Origin of the sequence: Enterococcus sp. 7F3_DIV0205, from assembly GCF_002141365.2 — a bacterium.
Lineage (GTDB): Bacteria > Bacillota > Bacilli > Lactobacillales > Enterococcaceae > Enterococcus_L > Enterococcus_L palustris.
In genome coordinates this window covers 3,381,750-3,408,314 of sequence record NZ_CP147244.1, presented here as the reverse complement: position 1 = coordinate 3,408,314, position 26,565 = coordinate 3,381,750, and the positions used below count along the sequence as shown (strand labels likewise).

The 26,565-nt window shown below is 33.8% G+C and carries 27 protein-coding genes and 1 tRNA gene; 5 read left to right on the top strand and 23 right to left on the bottom strand.

From position 1 onward, the window contains the following. Positions 1–288: 288 nt before the first annotated feature. From A5821_RS15850 to A5821_RS15825, 6 genes are all read right to left on the bottom strand, one after another. Positions 289–918 carry a hypothetical protein gene (locus A5821_RS15850; RefSeq protein WP_086315673.1) on the bottom strand — a complete coding sequence of 210 codons (630 nt, stop codon included), beginning with the start codon at positions 916–918 and terminating at the stop codon, positions 289–291. Continuing rightward, positions 915–1,112: a hypothetical protein gene (locus A5821_RS15845; RefSeq protein WP_212637431.1), complete on the bottom strand. Its 198-nt coding sequence runs from the start codon at positions 1,110–1,112 to the stop codon at positions 915–917. Before A5821_RS15845 ends, A5821_RS15850 begins: the two co-directional genes overlap by 4 nt. 453 nt (positions 1,113–1,565) lie before the next feature. Further along, positions 1,566–1,638 (bottom strand) — tRNA-Lys (locus A5821_RS15840). Between the two features lie 112 nt (positions 1,639–1,750). Further along, positions 1,751–1,882 carry a FeoB-associated Cys-rich membrane protein gene (locus A5821_RS15835; RefSeq protein WP_086315672.1) on the bottom strand — a complete coding sequence of 44 codons (132 nt, stop codon included), beginning with the start codon at positions 1,880–1,882 and terminating at the stop codon, positions 1,751–1,753. A 4-nt stretch (positions 1,883–1,886) separates the two neighbouring features. Then, the gene (gene feoB / locus A5821_RS15830) at positions 1,887–4,040 is read right to left on the bottom strand and encodes a ferrous iron transport protein B (protein ID WP_086315671.1); all 2,154 of its coding nucleotides are present in this window, start codon (positions 4,038–4,040) and stop codon (positions 1,887–1,889) included. Between the two features lie 4 nt (positions 4,041–4,044). After that, positions 4,045–4,512 (bottom strand): FeoA family protein, encoded by a 468-nt coding sequence (locus tag A5821_RS15825; protein WP_086315670.1) that lies wholly within the window; start codon positions 4,510–4,512, stop codon positions 4,045–4,047. 470 nt (positions 4,513–4,982) lie between these two features. On the opposite strand from A5821_RS15825, the gene nrdH reads away from it, so the two are divergent. The 4 genes from nrdH (at position 4,983) to nrdF (ending at position 8,790) form a co-directional block, all read left to right on the top strand. Then, positions 4,983–5,207: a glutaredoxin-like protein NrdH gene (gene nrdH / locus A5821_RS15820; RefSeq protein WP_010760423.1), complete on the top strand. Its 225-nt coding sequence runs from the start codon at positions 4,983–4,985 to the stop codon at positions 5,205–5,207. Position 5,208: 1 nt separating this feature from the next. Next, positions 5,209–5,586 (top strand): class Ib ribonucleoside-diphosphate reductase assembly flavoprotein NrdI, encoded by a 378-nt coding sequence (nrdI, locus tag A5821_RS15815; protein WP_010770961.1) that lies wholly within the window; start codon positions 5,209–5,211, stop codon positions 5,584–5,586. Next, on the top strand, positions 5,567–7,726 hold the full coding sequence (nrdE, locus tag A5821_RS15810; protein ID WP_086315723.1) for a class 1b ribonucleoside-diphosphate reductase subunit alpha: 2,160 nt from the start codon (positions 5,567–5,569) through the stop codon (positions 7,724–7,726). The genes nrdI and nrdE overlap by 20 nt, the downstream gene beginning before the upstream one ends. A 101-nt stretch (positions 7,727–7,827) precedes the next feature. Continuing rightward, positions 7,828–8,790: a class 1b ribonucleoside-diphosphate reductase subunit beta gene (gene nrdF / locus A5821_RS15805; protein ID WP_086315669.1), complete on the top strand. Its 963-nt coding sequence runs from the start codon at positions 7,828–7,830 to the stop codon at positions 8,788–8,790. 70 nt (positions 8,791–8,860) lie between these two features. On the opposite strand, the gene A5821_RS15800 is transcribed toward nrdF, so the two are convergent. Both A5821_RS15800 and A5821_RS15795 read right to left on the bottom strand, forming a co-directional pair. Then, positions 8,861–10,291 carry an LPXTG cell wall anchor domain-containing protein gene (locus tag A5821_RS15800; protein WP_086315668.1) on the bottom strand — a complete coding sequence of 477 codons (1,431 nt, stop codon included), beginning with the start codon at positions 10,289–10,291 and terminating at the stop codon, positions 8,861–8,863. A 267-nt stretch (positions 10,292–10,558) separates the two neighbouring features. Next, on the bottom strand, positions 10,559–11,686 hold the full coding sequence (locus A5821_RS15795; RefSeq protein ID WP_086315667.1) for an AI-2E family transporter: 1,128 nt from the start codon (positions 11,684–11,686) through the stop codon (positions 10,559–10,561). A 160-nt stretch (positions 11,687–11,846) separates the two neighbouring features. On the opposite strand from A5821_RS15795, the gene A5821_RS15790 reads away from it, so the two are divergent. Next, positions 11,847–12,668: a DUF92 domain-containing protein gene (locus A5821_RS15790; protein ID WP_086315666.1), complete on the top strand. Its 822-nt coding sequence runs from the start codon at positions 11,847–11,849 to the stop codon at positions 12,666–12,668. 71 nt (positions 12,669–12,739) lie between these two features. On the opposite strand, the gene A5821_RS15785 is transcribed toward A5821_RS15790, so the two are convergent. From A5821_RS15785 to A5821_RS15715, 15 genes are all read right to left on the bottom strand, one after another. Then, positions 12,740–13,447 (bottom strand): MgtC/SapB family protein, encoded by a 708-nt coding sequence (locus tag A5821_RS15785; protein WP_170923059.1) that lies wholly within the window; start codon positions 13,445–13,447, stop codon positions 12,740–12,742. Positions 13,448–13,566: 119 nt separating this feature from the next. After that, on the bottom strand, positions 13,567–14,268 hold the full coding sequence (gene nagB, locus A5821_RS15780; protein ID WP_086315665.1) for a glucosamine-6-phosphate deaminase: 702 nt from the start codon (positions 14,266–14,268) through the stop codon (positions 13,567–13,569). A gap of 129 nt (positions 14,269–14,397) precedes the next feature. Then, positions 14,398–15,519 (bottom strand): LCP family protein, encoded by a 1,122-nt coding sequence (locus A5821_RS15775; protein ID WP_086315664.1) that lies wholly within the window; start codon positions 15,517–15,519, stop codon positions 14,398–14,400. Positions 15,520–15,658: 139 nt separating this feature from the next. Next, positions 15,659–16,828 (bottom strand): nucleotide sugar dehydrogenase, encoded by a 1,170-nt coding sequence (locus A5821_RS15770; RefSeq protein WP_086315663.1) that lies wholly within the window; start codon positions 16,826–16,828, stop codon positions 15,659–15,661. A 10-nt stretch (positions 16,829–16,838) separates the two neighbouring features. Beyond that, entirely contained in the window at positions 16,839–18,251 is a 1,413-nt protein-coding gene (locus A5821_RS15765; protein WP_086315662.1) for a polysaccharide biosynthesis C-terminal domain-containing protein, read from the bottom strand. Between the two features lie 20 nt (positions 18,252–18,271). After that, entirely contained in the window at positions 18,272–18,826 is a 555-nt protein-coding gene (locus A5821_RS15760) for a serine acetyltransferase (protein ID WP_086315661.1), read from the bottom strand. Continuing rightward, positions 18,827–19,975 carry a polysaccharide pyruvyl transferase family protein gene (locus tag A5821_RS15755; RefSeq protein WP_086315660.1) on the bottom strand — a complete coding sequence of 383 codons (1,149 nt, stop codon included), beginning with the start codon at positions 19,973–19,975 and terminating at the stop codon, positions 18,827–18,829. 2 nt (positions 19,976–19,977) lie between these two features. Further along, complete coding sequence (locus A5821_RS15750; RefSeq protein ID WP_086315659.1) at positions 19,978–21,276, bottom strand: O-antigen ligase family protein; 1,299 nt, start codon at positions 21,274–21,276, stop codon at positions 19,978–19,980. Then, positions 21,263–22,348 carry a glycosyltransferase family 4 protein gene (locus A5821_RS15745; protein ID WP_170923058.1) on the bottom strand — a complete coding sequence of 362 codons (1,086 nt, stop codon included), beginning with the start codon at positions 22,346–22,348 and terminating at the stop codon, positions 21,263–21,265. The genes A5821_RS15750 and A5821_RS15745 overlap by 14 nt, the downstream gene beginning before the upstream one ends. Before the next feature lie 39 nt (positions 22,349–22,387). Then, complete coding sequence (gene pssE, locus A5821_RS15740; protein ID WP_086315657.1) at positions 22,388–22,870, bottom strand: PssE/Cps14G family polysaccharide biosynthesis glycosyltransferase; 483 nt, start codon at positions 22,868–22,870, stop codon at positions 22,388–22,390. Between the two features lie 9 nt (positions 22,871–22,879). Next, positions 22,880–23,359 carry a PssD/Cps14F family polysaccharide biosynthesis glycosyltransferase gene (pssD, locus tag A5821_RS15735; protein ID WP_086315656.1) on the bottom strand — a complete coding sequence of 160 codons (480 nt, stop codon included), beginning with the start codon at positions 23,357–23,359 and terminating at the stop codon, positions 22,880–22,882. Next, the gene (locus A5821_RS15730; RefSeq protein WP_086315721.1) at positions 23,360–24,001 is read right to left on the bottom strand and encodes a sugar transferase; all 642 of its coding nucleotides are present in this window, start codon (positions 23,999–24,001) and stop codon (positions 23,360–23,362) included. Between the two features lie 144 nt (positions 24,002–24,145). Continuing rightward, complete coding sequence (locus tag A5821_RS15725; RefSeq protein ID WP_086315655.1) at positions 24,146–24,910, bottom strand: tyrosine-protein phosphatase; 765 nt, start codon at positions 24,908–24,910, stop codon at positions 24,146–24,148. A 24-nt stretch (positions 24,911–24,934) separates the two neighbouring features. Continuing rightward, complete coding sequence (locus A5821_RS15720; protein WP_086315654.1) at positions 24,935–25,636, bottom strand: CpsD/CapB family tyrosine-protein kinase; 702 nt, start codon at positions 25,634–25,636, stop codon at positions 24,935–24,937. An 11-nt stretch (positions 25,637–25,647) separates the two neighbouring features. Next, positions 25,648–26,478: a YveK family protein gene (locus A5821_RS15715; RefSeq protein ID WP_086315653.1), complete on the bottom strand. Its 831-nt coding sequence runs from the start codon at positions 26,476–26,478 to the stop codon at positions 25,648–25,650. Positions 26,479–26,565: the final 87 nt, after the last annotated feature.

The window sequence follows — 26,565 nt, the reverse complement described above, 5'->3', positions numbered from 1 at the left end:
ATGATTGATCGGTCAAAAATAAACAAAAAAAGAGAACGCATATTCCATCTTTTAAACGTCCACAGACGCCGACAGAATACCATTCTCGTGGGCTTGGCACCCAATGGGTCGTAAGGGACTCGAACCCATGACCCGCTGATTAAAAGCGGTTTAATTCAAATCACATACAAGTAAATATTATCGCTATTCCCTTTTTATGCTCTTTCAACCGTTTTTATTAGTATAGTGTTCAAAAAAACTAGACCACTAAACTTTTTTATGAACAAAATATATTTCTCTGAATTAGTATTATGATATTGGAGTAACTGATATAATTAGACCTTTGTTCCCTGATTTTTTAAAGAAGGAAATGATAGTATTTTGCTTCAGTGACTTTACAATATCAGTAGAAGTATCAAACACAAAATCTTCTAAAACATTATTTATAAACCCCGTATTTTCGTTAATATCCTGTATTTGACAGAAAACTTTACCTTCCCCAATAATTTCAAATCTGTATTCTCCATTTATTGAATCTGGAACAAAAAAATTACCATAAGTATTTTTCAAACGAACGTTGCCGTTTTTTTCTAAAGGTAAATATTTTTCTTTTGACGGAGTTAAGTGGACTGAACTTTTCTTTGGTGTTTGAATCTTGTTTGTATTATAAAATGCTTGATTACGTATAACATCTTTTTTATTTAAATTTTCATTAGCTAAAAACAACTCTTTGCTGTTGATTTCAGATACATCGTAATATCCTGATGCTAGTTTCTCCGAGTTTGCTACTACTGTATAAGTATTATTACTTTTTAAAGTCGTTTCTTTAGCTGGATTATTTTCATAAGTAAAATTGTCGGAATTATTATTATTAAAAAGCTTTATTCCGACAAAAACAATCAAACATACACACACAATAAACAAAAATACTTTTCTCATGAAACAATACTCCCATCTTTGATAGCAATAATCGAATCACACAACTCTTCTATATCTTTTTTATTATGGCTAGCGATAACAATGATTCTTCCATTGGATTTTAATTCTTTTATAAGCTGATAAAATCTATCTATAGCTTCATCATCAAGCCCGTTCGACAGCCAAGACATTAACCACAGTACTTTCTTTTTCATTTTTCATCCTCCTAAAATCATTGGAATTCAATGAATTCCAGAGCTAATTGTAACATTCACAAAAAACAGAGTCAATTTAATCTTCCATTTTGTTTTAAACATCCGTTTATTGAAAAAACATGCGGTATCTACGAACAAAAACTATTGAAAGTTGGCATCGCTGATACGTAGATCATTTGATGTAATAGTTTGGGTAAAAGAGTTTCAAATACTTATGCCTAGTGTCTGAATTAAACAGATGTAATCTGTTTATTGCTATCTAAATTTTTTTTGATGTAAATCTATTAGGTTTTCTGAATTAATCTCAAACAGCTTAATTTTATATATTACTGCATATTTACTATTTTTTAGAAGGCAAGTAGTCTAGAAATACAAAAAAAGAGAACGCATATTCCATCTTCTAAACGTCCGAAGACGCCGACAGAATACCATTCTCGTGGGTTTGGCACCCAATGGGTCGTAAGGGGCTCGAACCCATGACCCGCTGATTAAGAGTCAGCTGCTCTACCAACTGAGCTAACGACCCAAATAGTTTAGTACTTAAATATTGTAGCACTTGAAAGTCGTTTATTCAAGAGGAAACGTCAGATACAACAAAATAAATTACGCTCGTTTTATCTCATTATATCTGACCTTTTTTACTCCCCTTGTTCTTTTTTTACAGGACATGTCGTATGACAATCATCGCAACTCTTCCCTTTTTTGATACGAGAATAAACAACATATCCAGCTCCACCAAAAATCAATACTGCTAAAATGAATGTTGCCATATACTTACCCTCTTTCTAAAGTCGCCATCGTCACTACAGGTTCTATTGTTACTTTTGGCTTTCTGACTAAGTAATAGCCCATGACTATCACAAGTAATGCTGCAATAAATATGCCAGCTCCAATTTGACCCTTCTCAAAGATCACGTGTCCAAATTGATAGATAATAAAGCTTACCACATAGGCTAAACCACATTGATACCCAATCGCGCCCCAAGTCCATTTCCAATCGCCCATTTCTCTACGAATCGCACCAATCGCTGCAAAACACGGTGCGCATAATAAATTAAAGACTAGAAATGAATACGCAGCGACAGGTGTAAAAGCACCTTGTAAGGCTGACCAAACTTCTACACCATCTTCCGATACTTCTCCTAAGTGTCCAAACAAGATACCAAAAGTGCCAATTACGTTTTCTTTTGCCACTAAACCGGTTATTGTAGCAACCGCGCCTTGCCAAGATCCCCACCCAAGTGGTGCGAATAGTGGTGCAATGACTTTCCCTAAGTTTGCCAAAATACTTTGGTCAGCCTCTGCCTCTTGCAATGTAAATGAATAAGTGGAAGTAAACCAAATAATAATACTCATCACAAAAATGATCGTTCCTGCTTTTTTCACAAATGATTTACTACGATCATAAGCATGACGGAGCACACCACGTAATTGCGGCATATGGTACGCTGGTAATTCCATGATAAATGGAGCCGGATCTCCCGAAAATGAACGTGTTTTCTTCAACGCGATTCCTGATAATACGATTGCGGCGATCCCAATAAAATAAGCGGATGGTGAAACCCAACTACTTTTTGGAAAAAAAGCGCCCGCAATCAAAGCAATGATCGGTAATTTTGCTGAACACGGCATAAACGTCGTAACCATGATCGTCATCTTACGATCTTTTTCATTTTCGATCGTACGACTGGCCATAACTCCAGGCACACCACAGCCTGTCGCAATCAACATAGGAATAAACGATTTGCCTGATAAACCAAACTTCCTAAATAAACGATCCATCACAAACGCAATTCTCGACATATAACCACAATCTTCTAAGAACCCCAAACATAAGAATAAAACGACTAATTGCGGCAAAAAACCCAAGACTGCCCCAACTCCCGCAATGATCCCATCTAAAATCAAACTTTGCATCCACGGAGCTACTTGCAAATTCACTAATAACCCTTCAACAGTATTTGGTACAAAATTGCCAAACAACTCATCATTGATCCAATCGGTTCCCATTGTGCCGACAGTTTGAATCGCTAAATAATAAACAAACCACATAATCAAAGCAAAAATCGGTAAAGCCAACCAACGATTGGTGACGATGCGATCAATTTTATCACTTGTACTGAATGTGATTTCATTTTTTTCGATCGAACAAAGAGCCGTTAAACGAGTAATAAATTCATATCGCTCATTGATTACGATCGCTTCACTATCATCTCCAAAAATTTGTTCTGTGATCTTAATGATCTCTTCTATTTCATTTTGTTGTAATGAGCTTAATTTTAATTCTTCTTGGACTCTAGCATCTCTTTCGAATAATTTAATACTATACCAACGGGCTTGTTTCTCCACTACATTGTTTCCTAATACATCCATGATTTCATTTAAGGCCGCCTCTAAGCGATTGTCATAGGTCGGATAATTGAATTCTGAAGAAGAGTCGTCTATTGCTTTAACTGCTTTTTTTACTAACTCGTCAAGTCCCCGATTTTTCAACGCGCTAATCCCTAATACATCCACACCTAAACCATAGGAAAGTTTTTCAGTATTGATTTTCCTTCCAGTTTTATCTAAAATATCCATCATATTCAATCCAACTACAACAGGAATACCCGTTTCCATCAATTGAGTCGTTAAATACAGATTTCTTTCTAAATTTGTCGCATCAACAATATTGACGATGACATCTGGTTCCCCAGTTAGTAAATAGTCTCTGGCAACTACTTCTTCTGGTGTGTATGGAGAAAGAGAGTAAATACCAGGTAAATCTTGAATGGTTATTTGTTTCTCTTTCTTTAGCTTGCCTTCTTTTCGCTCGACAGTCACACCTGGCCAATTTCCTACATATTGATTTGCCCCTGTTAATGCATTGAACGCTGTTGTCTTTCCACTATTTGGATTCCCCGTCAGAGCAATGTGCTGTTCTTTCATTTTTCTACCCCTCTTTCTGTACCAAGACTAATTCTGCTTCATTTTTTCTTAACGTTAATTCATACCCGCGAAGATTGATTTCGATTGGATCCCCTAAAGGCGCCATTTTTCTGACAAGAATATCCACCCCTTTGGTTAGTCCCATATCCATCAATCGTCTTTTGACCGCCCCTTGTCCGTGAATTCCAATTACACGGGCTTTTTCACCCACTGTTAATTGATCTAGAGATAGCCAGTTTTCTTCGTCAATGCTTTTTTCTACTATTGTAATCTGTTTTAATACAGATAAATTGATTGCAATTCGGCTGTTGCGCAACAAAACAATACCATTCTCACTAGAATAATTCACCAACACAACTTTCCCTCCCGGCACAAGACCAAGATTATTCAAGTGCTTTTTCGCAAAACCTTCTGCCTGTATCTCTTCAATTATATAAACTTTGTTCAACTTTGCCTGTGCCAGTGTCAACATTGTGTGGTCCTCCTATTTTTTGTCAGTTTTAGCTCGTGAAATTATCTATTCAAACCTATTTCATGATTGTGAAAAAGTTTCATAAAAAATACCATTGATATTGATAATCGTTCTCATTAAGTATACCTTTTTGTGATACTTAAATCAATCTTCTTTCTACCTATAGTAAGAAAATATTTCCCCCACAAAAATAGGTTCCCTTTTTTGTGTGTCTCTTATCGATTGGCCACTACATCTTGTGCTTTACGAATAAAAAATTTCAAGTCAAAATTTAATAAATTTCTTTTTTAAACACAAAAATAGCAATAAAAGTCGCTCAAATCTAGAGAATACGTGCTTTCATATTTCTTTCAAAAACACAAAACATGGTATTACATCTAAAAACAACCACAATATGTAGTGCCTAAGTGTTGACTTTTTCCGTGAGAGATTTATACTAGTGAAGTAAACTAATTGAGGGGGAATTAAAAATGAACGTAAAAATCTTTTCTAAAAATAATTGTATCCAATGTAAAATGGCAAAACGCTTTTTAAGCGAGAATAATATAGCATTTGAAGAAGTAAATATCGATATCCAACCAGACGCAATCGACTGGTTAAAAGAACAAGGATTCCAAAGTGTTCCGGTTATCACTTCTGATGCTACAACAGTTGTAGGATTCCGTCCTGATCAATTAAAACAATTGGCTAGCTAAAATGAAAATTGTTTATTTTTCAGTCACCGGACAAACGAGACGCTTCATTAAAAAATTGGATTTAGCAGCTTATGAAATTGAGCCTGCGAATCCTTTTTTTGAGATAAATGAGCCTTTTGTCTTAGTTGTTCCTACTTATGACCAAGAAATCACTGAAGTAGTGAACGATTTTCTTGATTACAAAAACAATCAAGAATACTTGCAAGGCGTTGCTGGAGGCGGAAACCTCAATTTCGCAGAGTTATATGTGTATACAGCCAAAGACATAGCACGTGATTACAACGTTCCAATGCTTTTTGCGTTTGAATTTAGCGGCACGAACGAAGACGTGGAATCCTTTAAGAAAGTAGTGAATGAACTTGAGTCTAAAAGAAATTAAAGATGTTAGCTATTTTAAGCTGAATAATGAGATCAATCGTCCTGTAGATGGACAAATTCCTTTACATAAGGATAAAGAAGCGTTGGAAGCTTTCTTCAAAGAAAATGTTCTTCCTAATACAAGAACTTTTAATACTATAGAAGAAAAAATTAATTACTTGATCGAAAATGACTACCTAGAAACAGCATTTATTGAAAAATATTCTATGGGTTTTATTGAACAACTATATACGTTTCTTGATGAACAACAGTTTGAATTCAAATCATTTATGGCAGCGTACAAGTTTTATTCACAATATGCACTTAAAAATAATGAAGGAACTGAATACTTAGAAAGCTACGAAGATCGTGTGGCTTTCAATGCATTGTACTTTGCTGATGGTAATGAAGAGTTAGCTCTAGTATTAGCGGATGAAATGATTCATCAACGTTATCAACCTGCAACACCTTCTTTCTTAAATGCAGGACGTAAACGTCGTGGCGAGCTTGTCTCTTGTTTCTTGATTCAAGTAACAGATGATATGAACAGCATCGGCCGTTCGATCAACTCAGCTTTACAATTATCACGTATTGGCGGCGGTGTGGGTATCACTTTAGCGAACTTACGTGAAGCAGGAGCACCAATCAAAGGATATGAAGGCGCTGCTAGTGGCGTGGTTCCTGTTATGAAATTATTCGAAGATAGCTTTAGTTATTCTAATCAATTAGGTCAACGTCAAGGTGCTGGAGTTGTTTATCTAAACGTTTTCCATCCAGATATCGAAATGTTCCTTTCAACGAAAAAGGAAAATGCGGATGAAAAAGTTCGTGTGAAAACTTTATCTCTAGGTGTTGTGGTTCCTGATAGATTTTATGAATTAGCTCGTAATAATGAAGATATGTATTTATTCAGTCCTTATAGTGTAGAACGTGAGTATGGCGTGCCTTTCTCTTATGTTGATATTACAAAAGAATATGATAATCTAGTTGCGAATCCAAAAATTCGCAAACGTAAAATCAAAGCACGTGATTTAGAAAATGAAATCTCTAAATTACAACAAGAATCTGGTTACCCATATATCATCAATATTGATACAGCTAATAGAAGTAATCCAGCTTATGGCAAAATCATTATGAGTAATCTATGTTCAGAAATTCTACAAGTTCAAACACCTTCTGTATTAAATGGCAAACAAGAATATGAAACATTAGGTACTGATATCAGCTGTAACTTAGGTTCAACTAATATCGTCAACTTGATGGACAGTCCTGATTTTGGTAAATCTGTTCGCGCGATGACACGTGCGTTAACATTTGTAACAGATGCTTCTGATATTGATGTTGTTCCTTCTATTCAAAACGGAAATAAATTAAGTCACACAATTGGGCTTGGTGCAATGGGTCTTCATACTTTCTTTGCTAAGAACCATATGGAATACGGCTCTGAGGACTCGCTAGATTTCACCAATGTTTACTTTACTTTATTAAACTACTGGACTTTAGTAGAAAGTAACAACATTGCAAAACAATACAATGAAACCTTCCATAATTTTGACAAATCAGATTATGCGAATGGTTCATATTTCGACAAGTATATTGAAGGAGACTTCACTCCTAAATCAGATAAAGTCAAAGAAATCTTTAAAGACATTTTTGTACCAAGTGCTTCTGATTGGGCAGCATTACGTGATGCAGTGAAAAAAGATGGTTTATATCACCAAAATCGTTTAGCCGTAGCACCGAATGGCTCTATCTCTTATATCAATGATACAAGTGCTAGTATCCATCCAATCACACGTATGATCGAAGAGCGTCAAGAAAAGAAAATCGGTAAAATTTATTACCCTGCTCCTTACTTGGCAAACGATACGATTCCTTATTACACATCTGCTTATGATATGGATATGCGTAAAGTCATTGATGTTTATGCAACAGCCCAACAACATGTGGATCAAGGCATGAGTTTAACGCTGTTTATGCGTTCTGAAATTCCAGAAGGCTTATACGAATGGAAAGATTCTCCAAAACAAACAACACGTGATTTGAATATTTTACGTCATTATGCTTTCCATAAAGGTGTTAAGTCAATTTATTATGTGCGGACATTTACGGATGATGCTGAGGAAATCGGCAGTAATCAATGTGAAAGTTGTGTAATTTAAAAAAGCTGAACAGACTCGTAAAAACAAACAAGGCGCCCCTCTGGTCGCCTTGTTCTATGATTTACTCTATTTTAATGTACAGGTAACGAGGAGGAAAATACATGGCAACATATTATGAAGCGATCAACTGGAACGCCATCGAAGATGTAATCGATAAATCAACTTGGGAAAAATTAACAGAACAATTTTGGCTAGATACTCGTATTCCTTTATCAAACGATCTAGACGATTGGAGAACCCTTTCAGACCTTGAAAAAACAACTGTGGGGTATGTTTTTGGCGGTTTGACACTGTTAGATACGGTTCAATCTGAAAGTGGCATGGAACAACTAAGAAACGATGTCCGTACACCACATGAAGAAGCTGTTTTAAACAATATTCAATTTATGGAATCTGTCCACGCGAAAAGTTATTCATCAATCTTTAGTACATTAAACACTAAAAAAGAAATCGATGATATCTTTGAATGGACAAATACAAACGTTTATCTGCAAAAGAAAGCAGAAAAAATCAATGAAATTTATAAAAATGGTACACCATTAGAAAAGAAAGTTGCCAGTGTATTTTTAGAGACCTTCTTATTCTACTCTGGTTTTTATACACCTCTTTACTACTTAGGAAATAACAAATTAGCAAACGTTGCTGAGATCATCAAATTGATTATTCGTGATGAATCTGTCCACGGTACCTATATTGGTTACAAATTCCAACTAGGTTTCAATGAATTACCTGAAGCAGAACAAAATGAAATGAAAGATTGGATGTACAATCTCCTTTATGAGTTATATGAAAATGAAGAGCGTTATACAGAAGAGTTATATGATGAACTAGGCTGGACCGAAGAAGTGAAAACATTCTTACGTTACAATGCCAATAAAGCGTTAATGAACCTCGGAATGGATCCATTATTTGCTGATACAGCAAATGATGTCAACCCAATCGTTATGAATGGTATTTCTACTGGTACAAGCAATCATGATTTCTTCTCGCAAGTCGGCAATGGTTACTTATTAGGAACTGTTGAAGCAATGAAAGATGACGATTATTTGATCGGTATGGATTAATACTTTCTCTTAAAAATCAAAAAAGTCCCGGATAAAACTGTTTCAGTATTTATCCGGGACTTTTTTATCTTTATTTACTATTTCTTTTTCTGCTATATATCGTCACAACACCAATAACTAAAATCAATAAGCCGATAACACTTAGGAAAAATCGATTTTTCTCCCCAGTATTAGGAAAAGCTGATTTTTTAGAAGTACTTGCTTTATCAGCAGTTTTTCCTTCAGGTTTTTCTTTTGATTCAGGTGTTTGTGTTCCAAACTTATTATCCGTTATCGTAGTCACAGCGGAATACGTTCCTAACTCCTCATCTAGAGCCATGAAGTAAGCATTTTTACCTGCTTCTAGAGTAAAATAGCCCGCTCTATCCGTAATAGTTTGTTTTGTTGTATAAGGTCTCATTTGTTTTATATCTGACAAATCTGCCTTAAAATCTAGTGTTGCTGCAACTTGATTACCATCTCCAAATATCGATACGTTTGGTACTGGTTCTCCATTTTTTGAAAGTACTCTTCCTCTTATAGTATTCGTACTTTCGTCAAATGAATCAAATTGAATATCGTATGCTGCTGAATTTTCGATCACTGTATATCTGAATACTTTAGTGACAGGAATCTTTCCTTCTGGTGTGTTATTTGTGAAACTTGCTTTTACATAGTTGATTCCTAATCTATCAGTCGGTGTTCCTAAAAACTTAAAATTATCATATGATGCATGATGAAAGTGAGCATTCGCTTCTAGCATATCCGTGCTCAAAGTATCTCCTTGGTATAATAAAATGGATGTAGGCATAAGGTCTTCTTCATTCATACTTTGCTCGTGAATAACCAAATATTTGAATAAGGCTGTAGCTTCTTTACTTCCTTTTTCCTCATTGACCGTAAAGCTTGCTCTAACTATCTGAGGACCTAACTTATCCGTTACAGGTACTTCCAATAACTTAAAATTTGCATAGGGTTTGTTATTTTCTTTTGCATCTTTTTGTAACATATCAGCGGTCAGTTTCCCGTCTATCATAACAGTAACATTCGTACTGATCACTTCTTCCTCTGCTGATTTACGTGCAATCACTTGGTATTCAAAAATTGCAGTATTATCAGAACTTCCACCAGGTCCGTGTGCTGTGTAACTGGCTTTTACATAATTAGTTCCAGTTTTTTCAGTTGAAGCTTCTTCTAGAAGTTTAACGTTATCATAAGGTGCATGCCCTTCATGCATATTCGCTTGCAACATTTCAGCGGTCAGTTTTTCTCCTTGAAATAGAAATAATGATGTTTTGATTATATTTAATTCTGTTTTAGATGCAGAAGACTCCGTTACGTCTTCTGAAGTTGCTGTTCCAGTCGTTAGATTCGTTTCATCTATAGCCGATGGAATAGTACTTTCCACAGTCGATACTGGTGTTTCTGATTCAGTCGATGAAGCTGACGTATTTTCTTCCGCCAATACGCCTATCGGAAATAGCCCCCCTATTAATATTAAACACATAACAATTTTTTTCATCTTAATCCTCCTGTTCTTTTCCAAAACCACTTCGTAACAACATTGTAACACAACGGTAACATTAGACAAGTGATTTTCAAAAGAATAAGTACTCTTAAAACTTTCTTAATATCTATTTATAGAAGCTGATTCAGATCAAATGCATATATTATGACATCAGTTTATATTACAAAATCATTACAAAACCATAATCATTACGGCTGAAAGAAGAGGATGGAGCAAAAACGTTTATTCAGATTTCAAAAAGCTGAGGTATCACGCAACGCATTATATATCAGTCCCAATTTGTTCCTCTAAGGCCTGCTTCTTACCTTCTTTTCTAAGACTATAAATCTTACTGATATTAATAACTAACGTCTTGATCACTGCATAAACAGGAATACAAATCAACATGCCAATAATGCCCCCAACGCTTCCAGATGCAATTAATACCAATATGATCGTCAATGGATGAATATTCAATGATTTTCCCATTAATAAAGGCTTGATTAAATTCCCATCTAATTGTTGAATCACTAAAATAGACAATGCCATATACAATGCCTGCCAAGGAGAAATAAATAGACCAACTAAAATCGCTGGAACTGCGCCAATAAAAGGGCCCACATAAGGAATAATATTCGTCAAACCACAAAATACAGCCAATAGTAAACTATAAGGTTGTTTAAAAATTGTCATCGCTATAAAACTTAGTATACCAATAATCAAAGCATCTAACACTGTGCTGCTGATATAGGCTGACAACGTTTGATTCATCTCTTTGACCGTTTGTCTTAATTCATTTCGAATACTTTTAGGAAAGAAATGCGACATTGCATCTAAAAATTTATGACCATCTTTAAACATAAAAAACAAAATGAAAGGTACTGTAAAAAGTAAAATGAAAAACTTCAGCAAGACACCAACGATTTTAGACAAACTACTCGTCACTCCAATAATCGCAAAATTCAAAATATTACTGATCGTAATATTTGCCTTATCTAATTGTTCCTGAATATTAAAACTTTTTACTCCTTCTAAATTCCCTAAATCATTCAACCACTGGTTCATCTCTTCTGCATAACTAGGAAGTGACTGACTTAGCTCTAAGGACTGATTCACCAATTGAGGAACAACATTCATGATGACAAGTGTAATCAATACAATTAAAAATGCAAACGAAAGTAGAAACCCAGCAATCCTAGGTAGTCCCCGTTTTTCTAAAAAAACGACGATTGGATCAAACATATAGTATAAAAATCCTGCAATCAGCAAGGGCATAAAAACTGCAGATACCATCCCTAATATAGGACTAAAGATATTCGGCATTTTTAGCAAAAAGAAGACGCCAATAATCGTCAGTACAATTTCTACTGTCCAAAATAACAATTTTGATTGTTTAAATAAAGAACCCATATAAAACCTCCAATTCATGATACATTCATTCTACCATTATTTTTCAGTATAAAAAGAGTATTCTGTATTTGGATAATTGAAATTTCTCCTCCGAATTTTATAATCATTCCATGATATACTTATTCTGTTAATATAAATCAATTGTTTAAAGAGGTGTCTCATGACTATTTTCCTTTATAAATTATTTCTAGGCTTTATCACAGGAAGTCTTATTGGTACATTCTCCTACATTACTAACTTACTCACAAAGTCTGGTGCTTTTGCTGTGCTTTTTATCGCTATAATCGTGTGTGGCTTTGGACCATGGTTAACTTGGGCCTTGCTTATTTTATTTTTTACCAGTTCAGGCTGTATCCATTTTGCAAAAAAGATGCTAAAAGTAAATAACATTGACACAATTACCGAAAAAGGACACACCCGAGATGCTTGGCAAGTAATTGCTAACAGCCTTCCAGCAATTACTTCTTTGATTATTTTCTACTACACCAAAAATCAATTATTCTTAATTGGTTATGTTAGTGCAATCGCAGGAGCAACTGCAGATACTTGGGGTTCCGAGATTGGAACGTTAAGTAGAACGGCCCCTCGATCAATCATTTCATTTAAATCAATCGAACAAGGAATTTCCGGTGGCGTCTCTGTACTTGGGAGCATCGCCTCGTTTTTTGGTAGTCTGCTAATTTCAGTGAGCTTTTGGCTGCTTTATGAGTTATATCACACTTCTAACCTTTCAGTATCTATGTTACTTCTCGTACCACTTATTTGTGGTGTTTCTAATGCTTTTATAGATAGTTTATTAGGAGCAACACTTCAAGTGAAGTACTCCTGTCCCGTTTGTGGGCAAGTAACTGAAAAAAGACAACATCACCTAAATCAAACACAACGAATCAGCGGTATTTCATGGTTAACAAATGATTGGGTCAACTTTTTTAGTGGTTGTTCAACTGTCATGTTAAGTTGGTCCATTGTTTTTTATCTGTAATAAAAATAAGGCACTCTGAAAAATTCCACTTTTCAGGATTGCCTTATTTTTTCTTATGCTATAGGATAAGTTTAAATACTGACTAATCGTAGTTTGGTTATATTTTTATAAATCGACAGATCTTCTATAACTTCAGCGTAGGTCATACCTTTTGGTAAATCAATGGTATAAATGTTTGTATAGATTTGTGTGTCTTCAACTAAAACTACATTAAAGTTTACATCTTCGATTTCTATTTTATGTTCTTCAAAATATTGATTGATAAATTCTTTGGTTTCCTGTTTGTGTATATAACGGATTTCTAATTTTTTTGTTGTTGGTACATGGATTACTTTTCTCACTAAGGTCAGAGCAGTGAAAACACCTATAGAACTGGTAAGCGCAATCGCATAGTACCCCATTCCGATCGCAATTCCTAAACCAGCCACCGCCCACAGCGAAGCAGCTGTTGTTAGTCCTGTGACAGACTGTTTTGTTACAATGATCGTTCCTGCACCTAAAAAGCCGATTCCGCTCACTACTTGAGCAATCAAGCGAGCTTGATCCGAACGAATCACCCCAGTCAGTTCTGGATGATTGATTGCATCTTGTAAGGCGCTTGCAGCAATTTCAACTTGAATCAATGCGATGATCGTAGCACCCATACAAACTAAAATATGCGTTCGCATACCAGCTGGTCGATTTTTATATTGCCGTTCAAAGCCGATCACTCCACCAATCAGCATCGCTAAGCATAGCCGAATAATAATTTCAGGAACTGTTAAATCTATATCCATCATACTCATTCCTCCTACCACTCTTCCATTTCATTATAGCACTAATTATAATGCTGGGCATGATGCTCATCCAAAAAAAAACTGTGACCCAAGTTAAATACTTCGATCACAGAGTCTTATTTTTATAATTTACTTCCTGCAGCTTCATCAATGATAACCACTACGTCAGAGTGATTTTGTAAAGCACTTGCTGGCAAATCAACAGAAACAGGCCCATCGATCATTCCTTTGATAGCATCCGCCTTAGCTTCGCCATATGCCATTAAAATCATTTTCTTGCCTTTCATGATTGAACCGATTCCCATAGAAACAGCTCTTGTGGGAACATCTTCTACTTTTTCAAAATTACGTTTGTTTGCATTGATTGTAGATTCTGTTAATTCAACTACATGAGTTAAACTATCTAGAGGCGTTCCAGGTTCGTTAAAACCGATATGGCCATTTTGACCAATTCCTAAAATTTGAATATCAATTGGATTGCTATCGATGATGCCTTCATAGTGCTTGCATTCAGCTGATAAATCCTCTGCCTTACCATTTGGTACGTATGTGTTCTTGAATGGTTTTTTGTTGAATAATTGGTCGTTCATGAAATAACGGTAACTTTGATCGTCATCTCCACCTAACCCAACATATTCATCCAAGTTAACAGAAGTCATATCTGTAAAATCTAAATCACTTGCAGTCATTTCTTTATATAATGTTTCCGGTGTGCTTCCTGTAGCAAGACCTAAAACTTTAGCGCCGTTGTTCATGCCTTCTTTGATCAATTCAAATGCTTTTTTTCCGCCTTCTTCAGCGTTCACTACTTTGATAATTTCCATTAAAAATTGCTCCCTTATGTCCATATTTGGTATAGTCCAATTATAACACCCTATAAAAAAGATTTCTAGTCTAAAATGATTAGAAAATAAAAAAACTTCTATTCCTTTTCAAGAATAGAAGTTTCTTAATTAATATCCGCCAGAATATACCTCATTCGCTGCATTTTGATCCGTATATGAATTTGGATCAGTATTTGCTGCATCCTGAGCGTAACCATAGCTATTCGTAGTATCTGACACGCCAGTGCCGTCATATTGATACGAACCAGTCTCATTACCACCGATATAATTACTATAGTTGCTATTATCTTTTGCTTGCATCTCTTTATTTTCAGGTAAACCTAACTGAGCTCGCAAGTTTGTTTGCACATCATATAATTTAGTCGGATCTAAAATTTGGTAATAAATACCGCCAATTTCTTGACCCTCACCTTCTAACTGTAAAGAGTCGATATCTTTGAATGCAGGCATATACTTCTTCTGAATATCTACCATATTATCCCAAGTCAAATCCGTTTTTACATTATCTTTTACAGCATCTAAAATCTTTCTATATTTGGCAACGCCATCTAAACTGATGACTTTATTCACGATTTTTTCAACAACTTCTCTTTGGCGACGTTGACGTCCAATATCCCCTTCCGGATCTTCTTCACGCATCCGAGCATAGGCTAAACCAGTCTCACTATCAAGCTTGATATGACCTTTTGGAACTGTAATACCATCTAATGTAAATTCAAATGGATTATCAACTTCAATACCACCTACAGCATCAATTAAATCTTTCATACCTTTCATGTTGATCGATACATAGTTGTCGATTGGAATATCTAATAAGTTTTCAACTGTATCAATCGCCATCTTTGCACCACCAAACGCATAGGCGTGATTTAACTTATCTTCTGTGCCGTATCCAACGATATCAGTTAAAATATCCCGATCCAAACTGATCATTGTAGATTTTTTTTCTTTAGGATTAATAGTAACTACCATTGTCGTATCAGAGCGACCTTGTTCTGTTCGTCCTAAATCGCCAGTATCAATTCCCATCAGTAAAACTGAAAAAGGTTCTTGAGCATCAATATTTACCGCTGTCTCTCTTCTTTTAGACGTACGATCAATTGACTCATATACACCTTTTACTGTACCAGTTGCATCAGAATACATTTTAATCCCGTATGCACAGAAGCCTGCAACTGAAACAAGAACTAATCCTAAAGCAGTTAATATTACTTTTTTCCATAGGTTCATAAGACACTTCCTCATTTTTGCAAGAATAATTCATGAAATCTATTTTCTCACAATTTGAACCACGCCGCAACTTTTTTGGGGAATTGGCATGATATCTTAATGTATTTGTAAAATAATGCTCAGTAAAGATAGATAATTACTAATCTCTTCTGAATAAATCCCGAGTGTAGACTTTCTCTTCACAGTCACTGAGCTCATCTTCAAACCGATTTGAGACAATAATATCTGAAATTTTTTTAAATTCTTTAAGATCTCTAATAACTTTAGAATTAAAGAAAGTATCCTCTTCTAAAGTTGGTTCGAATACGACTACTTCTATCCCTTTGGCTTTCAATCGTTTCATTATTCCCTGAATCGAAGAATATCTGAAATTATCTGAGTTTGCTTTCATTGTTAATCTAAAGATCCCTACAACTTTAGGCTTTTTCGCTAAAATTTGTTCAGCTATAAAATCTTTTCTAGTCGTATTTGCTTCCACGATAGCGCTAATAATATTATTTGGCACTTGATCATAATTTGCTCGTAATTGCTTCGTATCCTTAGGCAAACAATAACCTCCATAACCAAAAGAAGGATTATTATAGTGCGTGCCAATTCTTGGATCTAGCCCCACACCTTCAATGATTTGTTTAGCATCTAAGCCACGCACTTCAGCGTATGTGTCCAATTCATTAAAATAAGCAACTCTTAATGCTAAATACGTATTGGAAAATAATTTGATAGCTTCTGCTTCAGCAGAATGGGTCAACAGTATTTCACTGTCTTTTTTTACAGTATTCGCTAAGAACATATCTCCAATTTCCTGTGCTCGCTCAGAATTTTCACCTATGATAATTCTTGATGGATAGAGGTTGTCATAAAGTGCCTTCCCTTCACGTAGAAATTCAGGAGAAAATATGATGTTATTCGTGTTGTATTTTTGCTTTAAAGAATCTGTGTAACCTACTGGAACTGTTGATTTGATGATGAAACATGCATTTGGTTTAATTGCCAAAGCCTTTTCTATTACAGCTTCAACAGTTGAAGTATTAAAGTAATTCCTCTTTTCATCATAATCTGTCGGTGTTGCAATGATAAGATACTCACCAAATTTAACTGCTTCTTCAAATTTTTTTGTGAAACTGATTTTTAATTTTTTTGATATTAAAAAATCATCAATCTCTCCATCCTCTATAGGGGAAATGCCTTTATTTAATTTATCAATCTTTTCAGTAATAATGTCATAGGCTAAAACTTGTTCGTTTTGTGATAGTAATAATGCGTTTGCTAACCCAACATAACCTAAACCAAATACAGATATTTTTCTCATTGTTGACTCCTTATTTTTTTCTAATTTCACTCATTAAAGGATTAACTCTAAATATAATAGTAATAATAAAATACGAAATTAAACCAATAGAAACTTGGATTAACGTTGTTTTTGCAGATGTTGGAAGATTTTCAGTTAGTCCATTTATTAAAACCAGCATAATTATTCCAGCTGCAATATATTTTCCAATCCAAACATAATTAAATTGAAAACCTGTCTCTCTTTTTAACGGAATAATACGCATGGCACAAATCAAAAGCTGTCCAAAAATGTTTCCGAGAATCGCTCCATAAATACCAATAAAAGGGATTAGGAGAATATCCAATACTGCAGATACTATTGCACCATAGAGAATTGACAAATTATATGACTTCATATCTCCTTTTGGTATTAAATACTGCGTAGCAATCCCATTATAAAGTGACTGCAATACAACTGATATAGAAAGCAACGGAACCGTATTCACCATTGAATAAAACTCTGATCCATAGAACCAACCAATCATTTTACCGTTAATTCCAATAATCCCAAACATAATTGCTATCGTAAAGTATAACTGCAGATGAATTGTTCGTTCCAATATTTTTGTCATTTTAGCAGGCTCATTACTATCTACCAATTTGCTCATGTGAGGGATCATTACAGTATTCAATGCACCTACGATACTTCCAGACATAAAAACCAGTGTCAAAGAATTAGAATAAATCCCTACAAAAGTCATTGTTGTAAGCATTCCTAAAATCGTTTTAGTAATACTCGAAAATATAGTTGCACCTACTTTAGCTATAAAAAATTCAAGAGCTGGTCGAAAATGAGCCCATGATTCACGAATACTGACTGCGTGCCAAGAAACTTTTTTAGGTAAAAAAAGCCATAGTCCAAGTTGAGAAAAAAAAGTGCTTAACGACTGGATAAGAACATATAAAAATAAATCAGATCTATTTTTTACAAATAATAGAACACAAACAAAGCTTAGTACTTTTATAAAGACGTTTAAGAGGGATATTTTTTTAAAATCTTCTATTCCAGCAAAAAACCATGATATATCAAATAAAGCTCCCAATACGACAAAAGACTGCGCTAAGTACAAATCTTTATTTGGCAAAAATAAAATCATTGTTAAATATACAATAAATGTTCCTAATGAAAAGAAAGCATTGAAAATTTGTAATTCAAAAAATTTCTTTGACAGGAGTTCTTTACTTTTTTTTACTATCGCAATCTCTCTTACTCCATAATTTGCTAACCCCAATCCAGCTACTAATGTAAAATAACTAACGATAGAACTAACATAATTCCACAATCCTAACCCCTCTGCTCCTAGTGCATGAGAAATAATTGGGATTGTCACTATGGGTAAAACAATTAGGGTCGCTTGATATATAGCTTGGTATAAAAAATTCATAGCGATTTTCTTATTCATCTGATCTCCTCAAGTATCTATTAAACTTTGTTTTTTATATAACCATCAGTAGCGTTAAGCGATTTTTTTATTACACAAGGATTGCCAAATACAATAGAATTATCAGGAATATTAACATTCACGAAGCTATTAGGAGCTATCAATACATTTTTTCCTACAGTTATTTTTCCAACTACTGCAACATTTTGTCCCAACCATACATTATCCCCAATAGTAGGTACACCTTTAGTCTTTCCTCTCGGTGAATGTCCTACAACAAGTCCCGGTGATATGGTCACATTTTTACCAATTGTTGCATCAGGATGAATAGCGACTTGTCCTTCATGATACATCACGATTCCTCGACCAATTTTTGTTTCTAGTGGAATATCCATCTGTATTTTTCTACCGAGTAACTTTGCTTGAATTTTATATAGACATTTTAAATATTTATTAGACACAGTTTGATATTTTCTAAAAAGAATAAAATACTTCACTTGCCTAGGCATTATTAAATACTTGAACAAACCAATCTTATATTGTCCAAAATATCTAAACACATCGCAATGTAATATCTCCGCTTTTCTTGATTCCATTTACTTTCCCTCGATTATGAGCTGCTCAGCAATTTCAAAGAAATCCTCTTGCTCAGCTATAATTGTTTTTATCTTTTTGGATAATGTTTCTCTTCTAAATTCATCTATCTCAAAAAATACTTCTAGCTTTTCTGCTATGTTGTTTTCATTATTGTAATCTATTGAATAGTCAGCAATGTCTAAATACTCATATGTTGCTTTTCCTTTTTCTTCATAGGAAATGTTAAATGCTGGTACAGAATTTAACAAGGAAAGAATACACATATGGAGCCTAGTTCCAATAACAAAGTCAAAGTCTCGTATGGCACACTGCAACTCGTTTAGATCATGGTAATCACTATCAATCGAGATTGATGTACACTCTTTTAAATTAAGTGTTTTTATAATATCTTCTGCAACTTTTGAATCATCCACATAATCGTCTAAACCTTGGCATGTTGATAGGAAAACTATCTCAAAGTCTTTTTCCAAACATATATTAATTATAGTTCCAATTAAATCATAATATCTAGTCTTAGAACGCCCTTCTTTATCCCATGACCTTACTGAAATTGCAACTTTTCTTTTCTTTTTGTCTATCTTATCTTGTAAATCTTTTTTGCCTAATAAAAATGCAGCGTCTTTCGTTAAATAAACATTTTTTAAATCACCATATTCTAAAACTCTGCGATAAGAAATCTCATCCCTAACAAAAATAAAGTCTAAGTTTGTAGCATATTTTATAAATATTTTTTGATCTGACCGAGTGAGGTTTCCTATTGATTGAGAATAAATACCTACCTTTTTTTTCAATATTTTTTTACACAAATAAAGGATATACATTCTAAATTCAATGCCATAGTAACTATGTATATATCCCCCGGGTGCTGAAATAATAGCATCCGATTGTCTATACTCTTTTTTTAAAATAATTGGGAAAAAAAATATGATTTTATTTAGAAATGGCAGCACTTTCCAAATAAATCTATAGATTCGTCTATCTAAAAGACTTCTACTCCAACTAGTTTCAGGATATTTTTCTTTTACCTTTTCAAAGTTATTGGTATTGTATATAACCTGATTTTCATTTTCAAATTTCTCTCCGACACTAAAGATAAGAGCAGCATCTCCATTATTTAATGGTACGCAATTATCAATCACTATTTTCATTATCAATCACTTTCTTTTAATTTATTTGAGGCTGCTATCCCAATAATTATTCCTAAGACAATATTTTGAGGACTACTATTAAATATTGCTTCTCCAAAAGATTCTAAAATTGCTTGTCCAAAAATGAACAGTGATAAAACAGCCATAAAGTAGGAATAATTTTTTTCAATCTTATTTTGATTAAATTTTTGTATCAGCTTTTTGGTGATTAGCAATAATATCCCTATATAAATTACAGTCCCCATAATACCAGTTTCACCTAATATTGCAGGCCAGTATGTGTCCGTCGCAAATTTGGGATCACTTGGTGTCAATCCATAAATCGAACTCATCCCATATTTGTAGTAATACTCACTATAGTTAACTCTTGCAAACCAACTTCCATATTTTGAAAAACCTACACCTAATGGAAAATAGTCTCTTACAATTTGAATGCTATTTGATAGCAAAGCTGATCTAGCACTCGTTTCTACACTAACACCATATAAACCAACATTGAAAATATACTTTTGTAAATTCTCTATAATCATATTTTGGAATACTACCAAAAATATAACCATTGGAAAAGCACCAATAACAACATTCCTCATTCGACTTTTTCTTGCAGATACAAATAGAATATAAAAGGAAATCAGGGCAATCATACTAAGAATCACTTTTACTCTTAACGATAACAAAGCAATAAAAAAGTGAAATATAGTAAAGACAAGAGTCGATTTTTTAGCCTTCTGAGAATACCTAGATAGGTAAATACTTCCCACTAATAAGCTAAACCATCCAGCTATTCCAGGATGAACAAATAAACCCATTGCTCCTCCAAAACCCAATATACGCGCATTATCTATATAAACAAAAGGAAATAATCGATGGTAAAAATCAGGCATTATAAAATTAATAATGACAAAAAGAGAGTTTATAAACGCTAGTACTAATAGAACTGATAGAGCATAATTCACTGTCGATTTTTTTACCGTTATATTCATAAAAGAAATAACTAAAATAAGAAATTTTACTGATAGAAAAGCACTATTCAACAAATTGGATGTACTTCCAATACTATTGAATTTAAATGAAAGTAACCCTATAGTTATAAAAATAAGAGTCAATAATAATAAATGAACACTCGTCTTGTTTATAGATTTTTTCATAAAAATTGATATTAATGAATATAAAAAGAAGAATGTGATGATAAACTCATCCAAATACGATATTAATGGATTATCCCAATAAAATTGAATTGTCTTTTGAAACAAAATAGTTACTATCATTACAAAAATAATGAATCGTTTAAAATTTCGCATTAGAAACCTCCTGGTAAACAAGAACTAACTGAGTAAATAGCTTTTGTTCATCAAAATTTCTAATTATGGTATTTCTAGAATTCTCAGAATAACGTTGCCATTTTTTTTGATCATTAAGTAGCTTTTCAATAACTAAAGCCAGTTCTTCAACATCCCCTGGTTTAACAAGCAAGCCATTTTTACTATCTGAAATCACAGATGAAATACTTCCTACATTTGTCGAAATCATTGGTAATCCATAACTCATACACTCTAGCAAACTCATCGGTAACCCTTCATTATATGACGGAAGTACTCCTATAGTCGAGCCCAGTATTTCCTTTTCCAGCTCTTTTTTGTCCCCTATCCATCCTAAAAATCTTACATGATTTTCCAACCCAAGCTCTTCAACTTTTTCTTTTAACCTTACTTCTTCTTCTCCAGTACCTGCAATTTTCAACGTTATACAATTTGTTTTTAGATAATTACTTTTTTTCAAAATCACCATAGCATCAATCAAATCATATATTCCCTTTCTTTTTAGTAACACTCCCGAAAAGAAAATCTTTTTTGATTCATTTTTCCACAATACAGTTTCTTCTGGAATAGGAACGGCATTGTGTATTACAGATATATTGATATCAGAATCAATACCTCTAAAGAAATTAGCCCATTCTTCACCTAAAACTATTACTTTTTTTTGTTTCAAAAGAAATTCCTTTACTTCTTCCTTTTTTCGCTTTGTTAGATTATCATACCAAATCTTAAACTCAGAACCGTGAATATGTAAAATAGTAGGTATCCTCTTTTTCCAAAAAATATTACATAAAATCCTTTTTCTGACATAACTTCCTTTATACGACATATGTATATGTACCAGATCAATCTTTTGAGAGGAAATTTTTTTTTTAATTCTAAAAATCGCATCACAAAAATATAAGCTTTTCATAATGAAGTTTTTATCTATATATGTTGAAATAAACTGATAGTTTAGCTCATCAGAATTTTTTAGCCAACCATCAATTTGTTTTATCACTGTACTGATCCCACCTTTTGCAGAAGAATGAGAGCCTATCATTAAAACATTAATCATTACCAACATAACCCCTTCTATCAATCTTAGCTAACATTTTTATTTGGTATCATTAATAATACTTATCAATGTCTCAACAAATTTTTTATTATTTGAAACAAATTTTTTGAATTGAAAACTATTAGATTGCGTTATCGCCTTTTCAAGCTCCCTCACGTCGTTTACTCCAATAATATATTTTGACGTAGAAAAACTATCAACTATCTGTTTCTGATGATTGTCAACATGCTCTCCAAACTCCTTTTTCCTAGGAACAGCAATAATCTTTTTTTCTTTTTTTAAAGCCGTTATAATCGCACCTGTTCCGCCATGCGTTATTACTAGTTCAGCTTTCTCCATTCTATTTTGGAAGGTTTGTCTATCTACAAACCTTTCGCTGTCAATAAATTGTGGTTCATATTCACTATAACCAATTTGTGCAAAAATTTCTTGAGTAATAATTTGTTGACCTTTCAATTTATCTAATTCTTTTAGCAATCTATCGAATTGGAATTTTTGAGAGCCTAATGTTACAAATATCATCTTTACCTCCTAATATACAGGTCCATTAAAAATAGCATCTGGATAAAATTGTTTCATTTCTTCCCATTGGACAAAAAACACATCAGAAAATTTATAAATAAATTTTCCAGTAAGTGTTTGTGAATTAATTTTAGCAAAAGATTCAATAAAAATTAGCTTTTTCTTGAATACTTTTCCTAAAATAAAAGTGGGAATAACAGCCAATGCCCCTGTGGAAATGATTATATCTGGTTTTTCCTTCATAAATATTTTAACGGATTGAAAAAAAATTTTTACGATATTTATAACAAACAATTTTTCGCGTCTATTTATTTGTTTTATGTAGTACGTGTTTTGATCATTGCCATTATAATCAGTTTTTTCAGTAACATAGTATACATCAAAACTTTCTTCTAGTATTTTTAACATTAATAATTGCTCAAAATGTCCTCCTGAAGAAGCAATTAAACATATTTTTTTGTTTGCTAGATTTTTTTTCTTATTTTCCATTTAATATGCTCCTTTAGAAAAAAACATAACCTTAGCTGTTTGAAAAATAAGCTTAAAATCATTGTAAAGAGACTGATTTTGAATGTATTCCAAATCAAAATCAACCATATCTTCAAAGTGAACGTCATTTCTGCCCCTAACTTGCCACAAACCTGTGCAACCAGGCTTAACACTTAATCGTTGCAGATCACGCTGACTATATTCAACGACTTCTCTTTGTAACGGCGGGCGAGGTCCTACTAGCGACATGTCTCCTTTTAGTACGTTCAATAGTTGAGGTAATTCATCAATACTTGTCTTCCGAATTTTTTTCCCGATTTTTGTCACTCTAGGATCATCTTTTATCTTGAACATAGCGCCTTCGATCTCATTTAATTCAATCAAATCATGAAACTGCTCCTCAGCATCTGTACACATAGAGCGGAATTTGTACATGGTAAATAAACGGCCTTGTTTTCCCACTCTTTTTTGTGAAAAGATAACAGGACCGTTTGGATCTTCTTTTCGTATTAAAATAGCAACAATTAAGAACACCGGACTTAACAAAATCAAACCAAGTAAACTACCAAATATATCTATCATTCTTTTAGTCAGTCTAAAAGATAAAGATCGTTGTTCAGAAAATTCAATTTTTTTGTGCATACTTCTACCAACATCTACAAACTTTCCCTCCAAATTTAACCACTCCTTTAGCATAAAAACCTATACCAACAATGTATTTAATTCTATGTTTTCTTTGACGATTATTATGTAGCCTCTATTCCTAAAAAAAAACAACTTCACCCTTTAAAATAAGCCGAATTTTTTCTTTTTGATTTCTCTAAAAATAGGCTTTTGGATATCATCCCCATTTAAAATATCTCTAGCCATTCGCTGCATTGCCTCGACATATTTATCGCCCATATCTTTTGCAATAGCATCATATGCTTTTTTCATAAAAAAGCCGCGCTTGCTAATATTATGTGCATCTGAAGCCATCATGTAGACCATATTATGTGCAACCATCAGTTTCGCAGTTCGCTCAATTTGTTTACCGAAAACACCGACATAACTTGGCGCCGTCAATTGAGTCAACACACCCATCTCTAAAAATGGCAATAGTTTGTTGGGCTCTTGAATAAACTTGCTATTTCTTTCTGGATGAACGATTACAGGTATGTGACCAGCTTTTAGCAACTCAAAAAATAAATGCTCTGTATATGCAGGAATGTCATTGCTAGGAAGTTCAATCAAAATATAGCGATTATCAAGATCTGCAAATAAAATATTTCCTGTCTGGATTTGCTCTGTTAAATCTCCGCTGATTCGCACTTCTTGTCCTTCAAATAAGGTAAGCGGGATACTTCGAAAATCTAATTCTTTCTGTAACTCTGCGACATGAGTAATTACCTGACCAGCAGGATTATCATATCTGCCATTATTATGATGAGGTGTACAAAGAATATGAGTAATTCCCTGCTTTACGGCCATCCTAGCCATATCAAGCGAATCGTCGATTGTTTGTGCACCATCATCAATTCCTGGTAATATATGGCAATGTAAATCAATCATTGGCTTTTTCCTTTCCTGCGATTATTATGAACCGTAGTAATAGCCTTGATCTGCTACATTTTTAGAGCCATTGTATACGACACCTAAAATATTCGCATCTACTAGTTCTAATAAACTTTTAGCTTTCAATAAAGAATCTCTTTTTGAGACATTTTCCCGGACGACTAAAATCGTTCCGTCTGATTTTGATGATACGATTTGTGCATCTGTTACCGCTACGACTGGTGGCATATCAAAGATTACCAAATCATACTGTTGTTTTAATTCCATCATCAATTCTTTCATTCGTCTAGAGTCCAACAACTCGGAAGGATTTGGCGGCTTAGGTCCACTTGTCATTAAGAACAAATTATCAACACCTGAAGCTTGCACCACTTGATGCAGTAATGTTTCACGGCTCCCTAATAAAGTACTTAATCCACGGATATTATCCAAAGAAAATGTTTTGGCTACTGTTGGTTTACGCATATCTGCGTCTACTAACAGCACACGTTTACCCGAATTAGCAAATACAATAGCCAGATTGGCTGAAGTCGTAGACTTTCCTTCGCTTGGTCCTGAAGATGTGATTACTAATGTTTTTAGATCTCTATCTACCATAGCATATTGGATATTTGTTCGAATCGTTCTATATTGTTCAGAAATTGGTGAAGACTTATCCGCTAATGTAATTAAGCTTACTGCTTTAGTTTTCTGTTTTTTTTGAGGCCTTACTTTATTTGTCATTCTATACTCCTTTAAACTCGTGGACGACTTCTACGTGCTGGGGGTGTAGAGTTATCTGGTTTACTGTTTTCTTTCGGTGCAGATCTAGGAACATCTCTGTTTGGATATCTTGAATCGGTAGAAAATGATTCTGAAGGTGTGCGGACAACTTTTGCGTTTAATTCTTTCGCTGTCATATTAGGAACAACTCCCAATATCGTAAATCCAAGTTCATCTTCCACAAATCCATCATCCTTAATCGTTTTGTCAAATAATTCTAGAATAAAGGCTAAAACTACTCCAAACATAACACCTAAAGCCAATCCAATAATCAAGTTTATCTTATTATTTGGTGACACTGGGTTCACATTGGCTGTTGCTGCCGATATAATCGTGATTTTATCCACATTCACCATATCTTTGGCTTGTTCTTGAAAAACTAAAGCTGTTTGATTGGCGATATTTTGTGCTACTATTGGATCTGTTACTTTAGAAACAATAGAAAACATTTGTGAGTTTGGTGACTGATTTACAGAAATACTTTCTCCTAGCGCTTCAACTGATAAATCATTTTCATGCTCTGTTTTCATTCTTTGTTGTACTTCAGTCATTACAGTATCGCTTTTAATCAAGTCTTTATAGGTGTTGATCATTTGTAGATTTCCATTGATATCATTAACATTCGTTGTTTCATTTTGCGGTAATCGAACAATTAATTGAGCTTGAGAACTGTATTTAGGCGTAATCACAAAATAGGTTAACATTCCAGCAACACCTAATCCCAAAAACATACTGACAATAATTAAACCAACACGTTTCTTCAATACTCCAATTAATTCTTGTAAACTGATCGTCTCTTCCATTTCTTCCTCCAATTAACTACATACAAATAATTATAAATTCTAGTTGAATCAAGTACAAGGTTATTTGCAAAGAATACACTATCAATT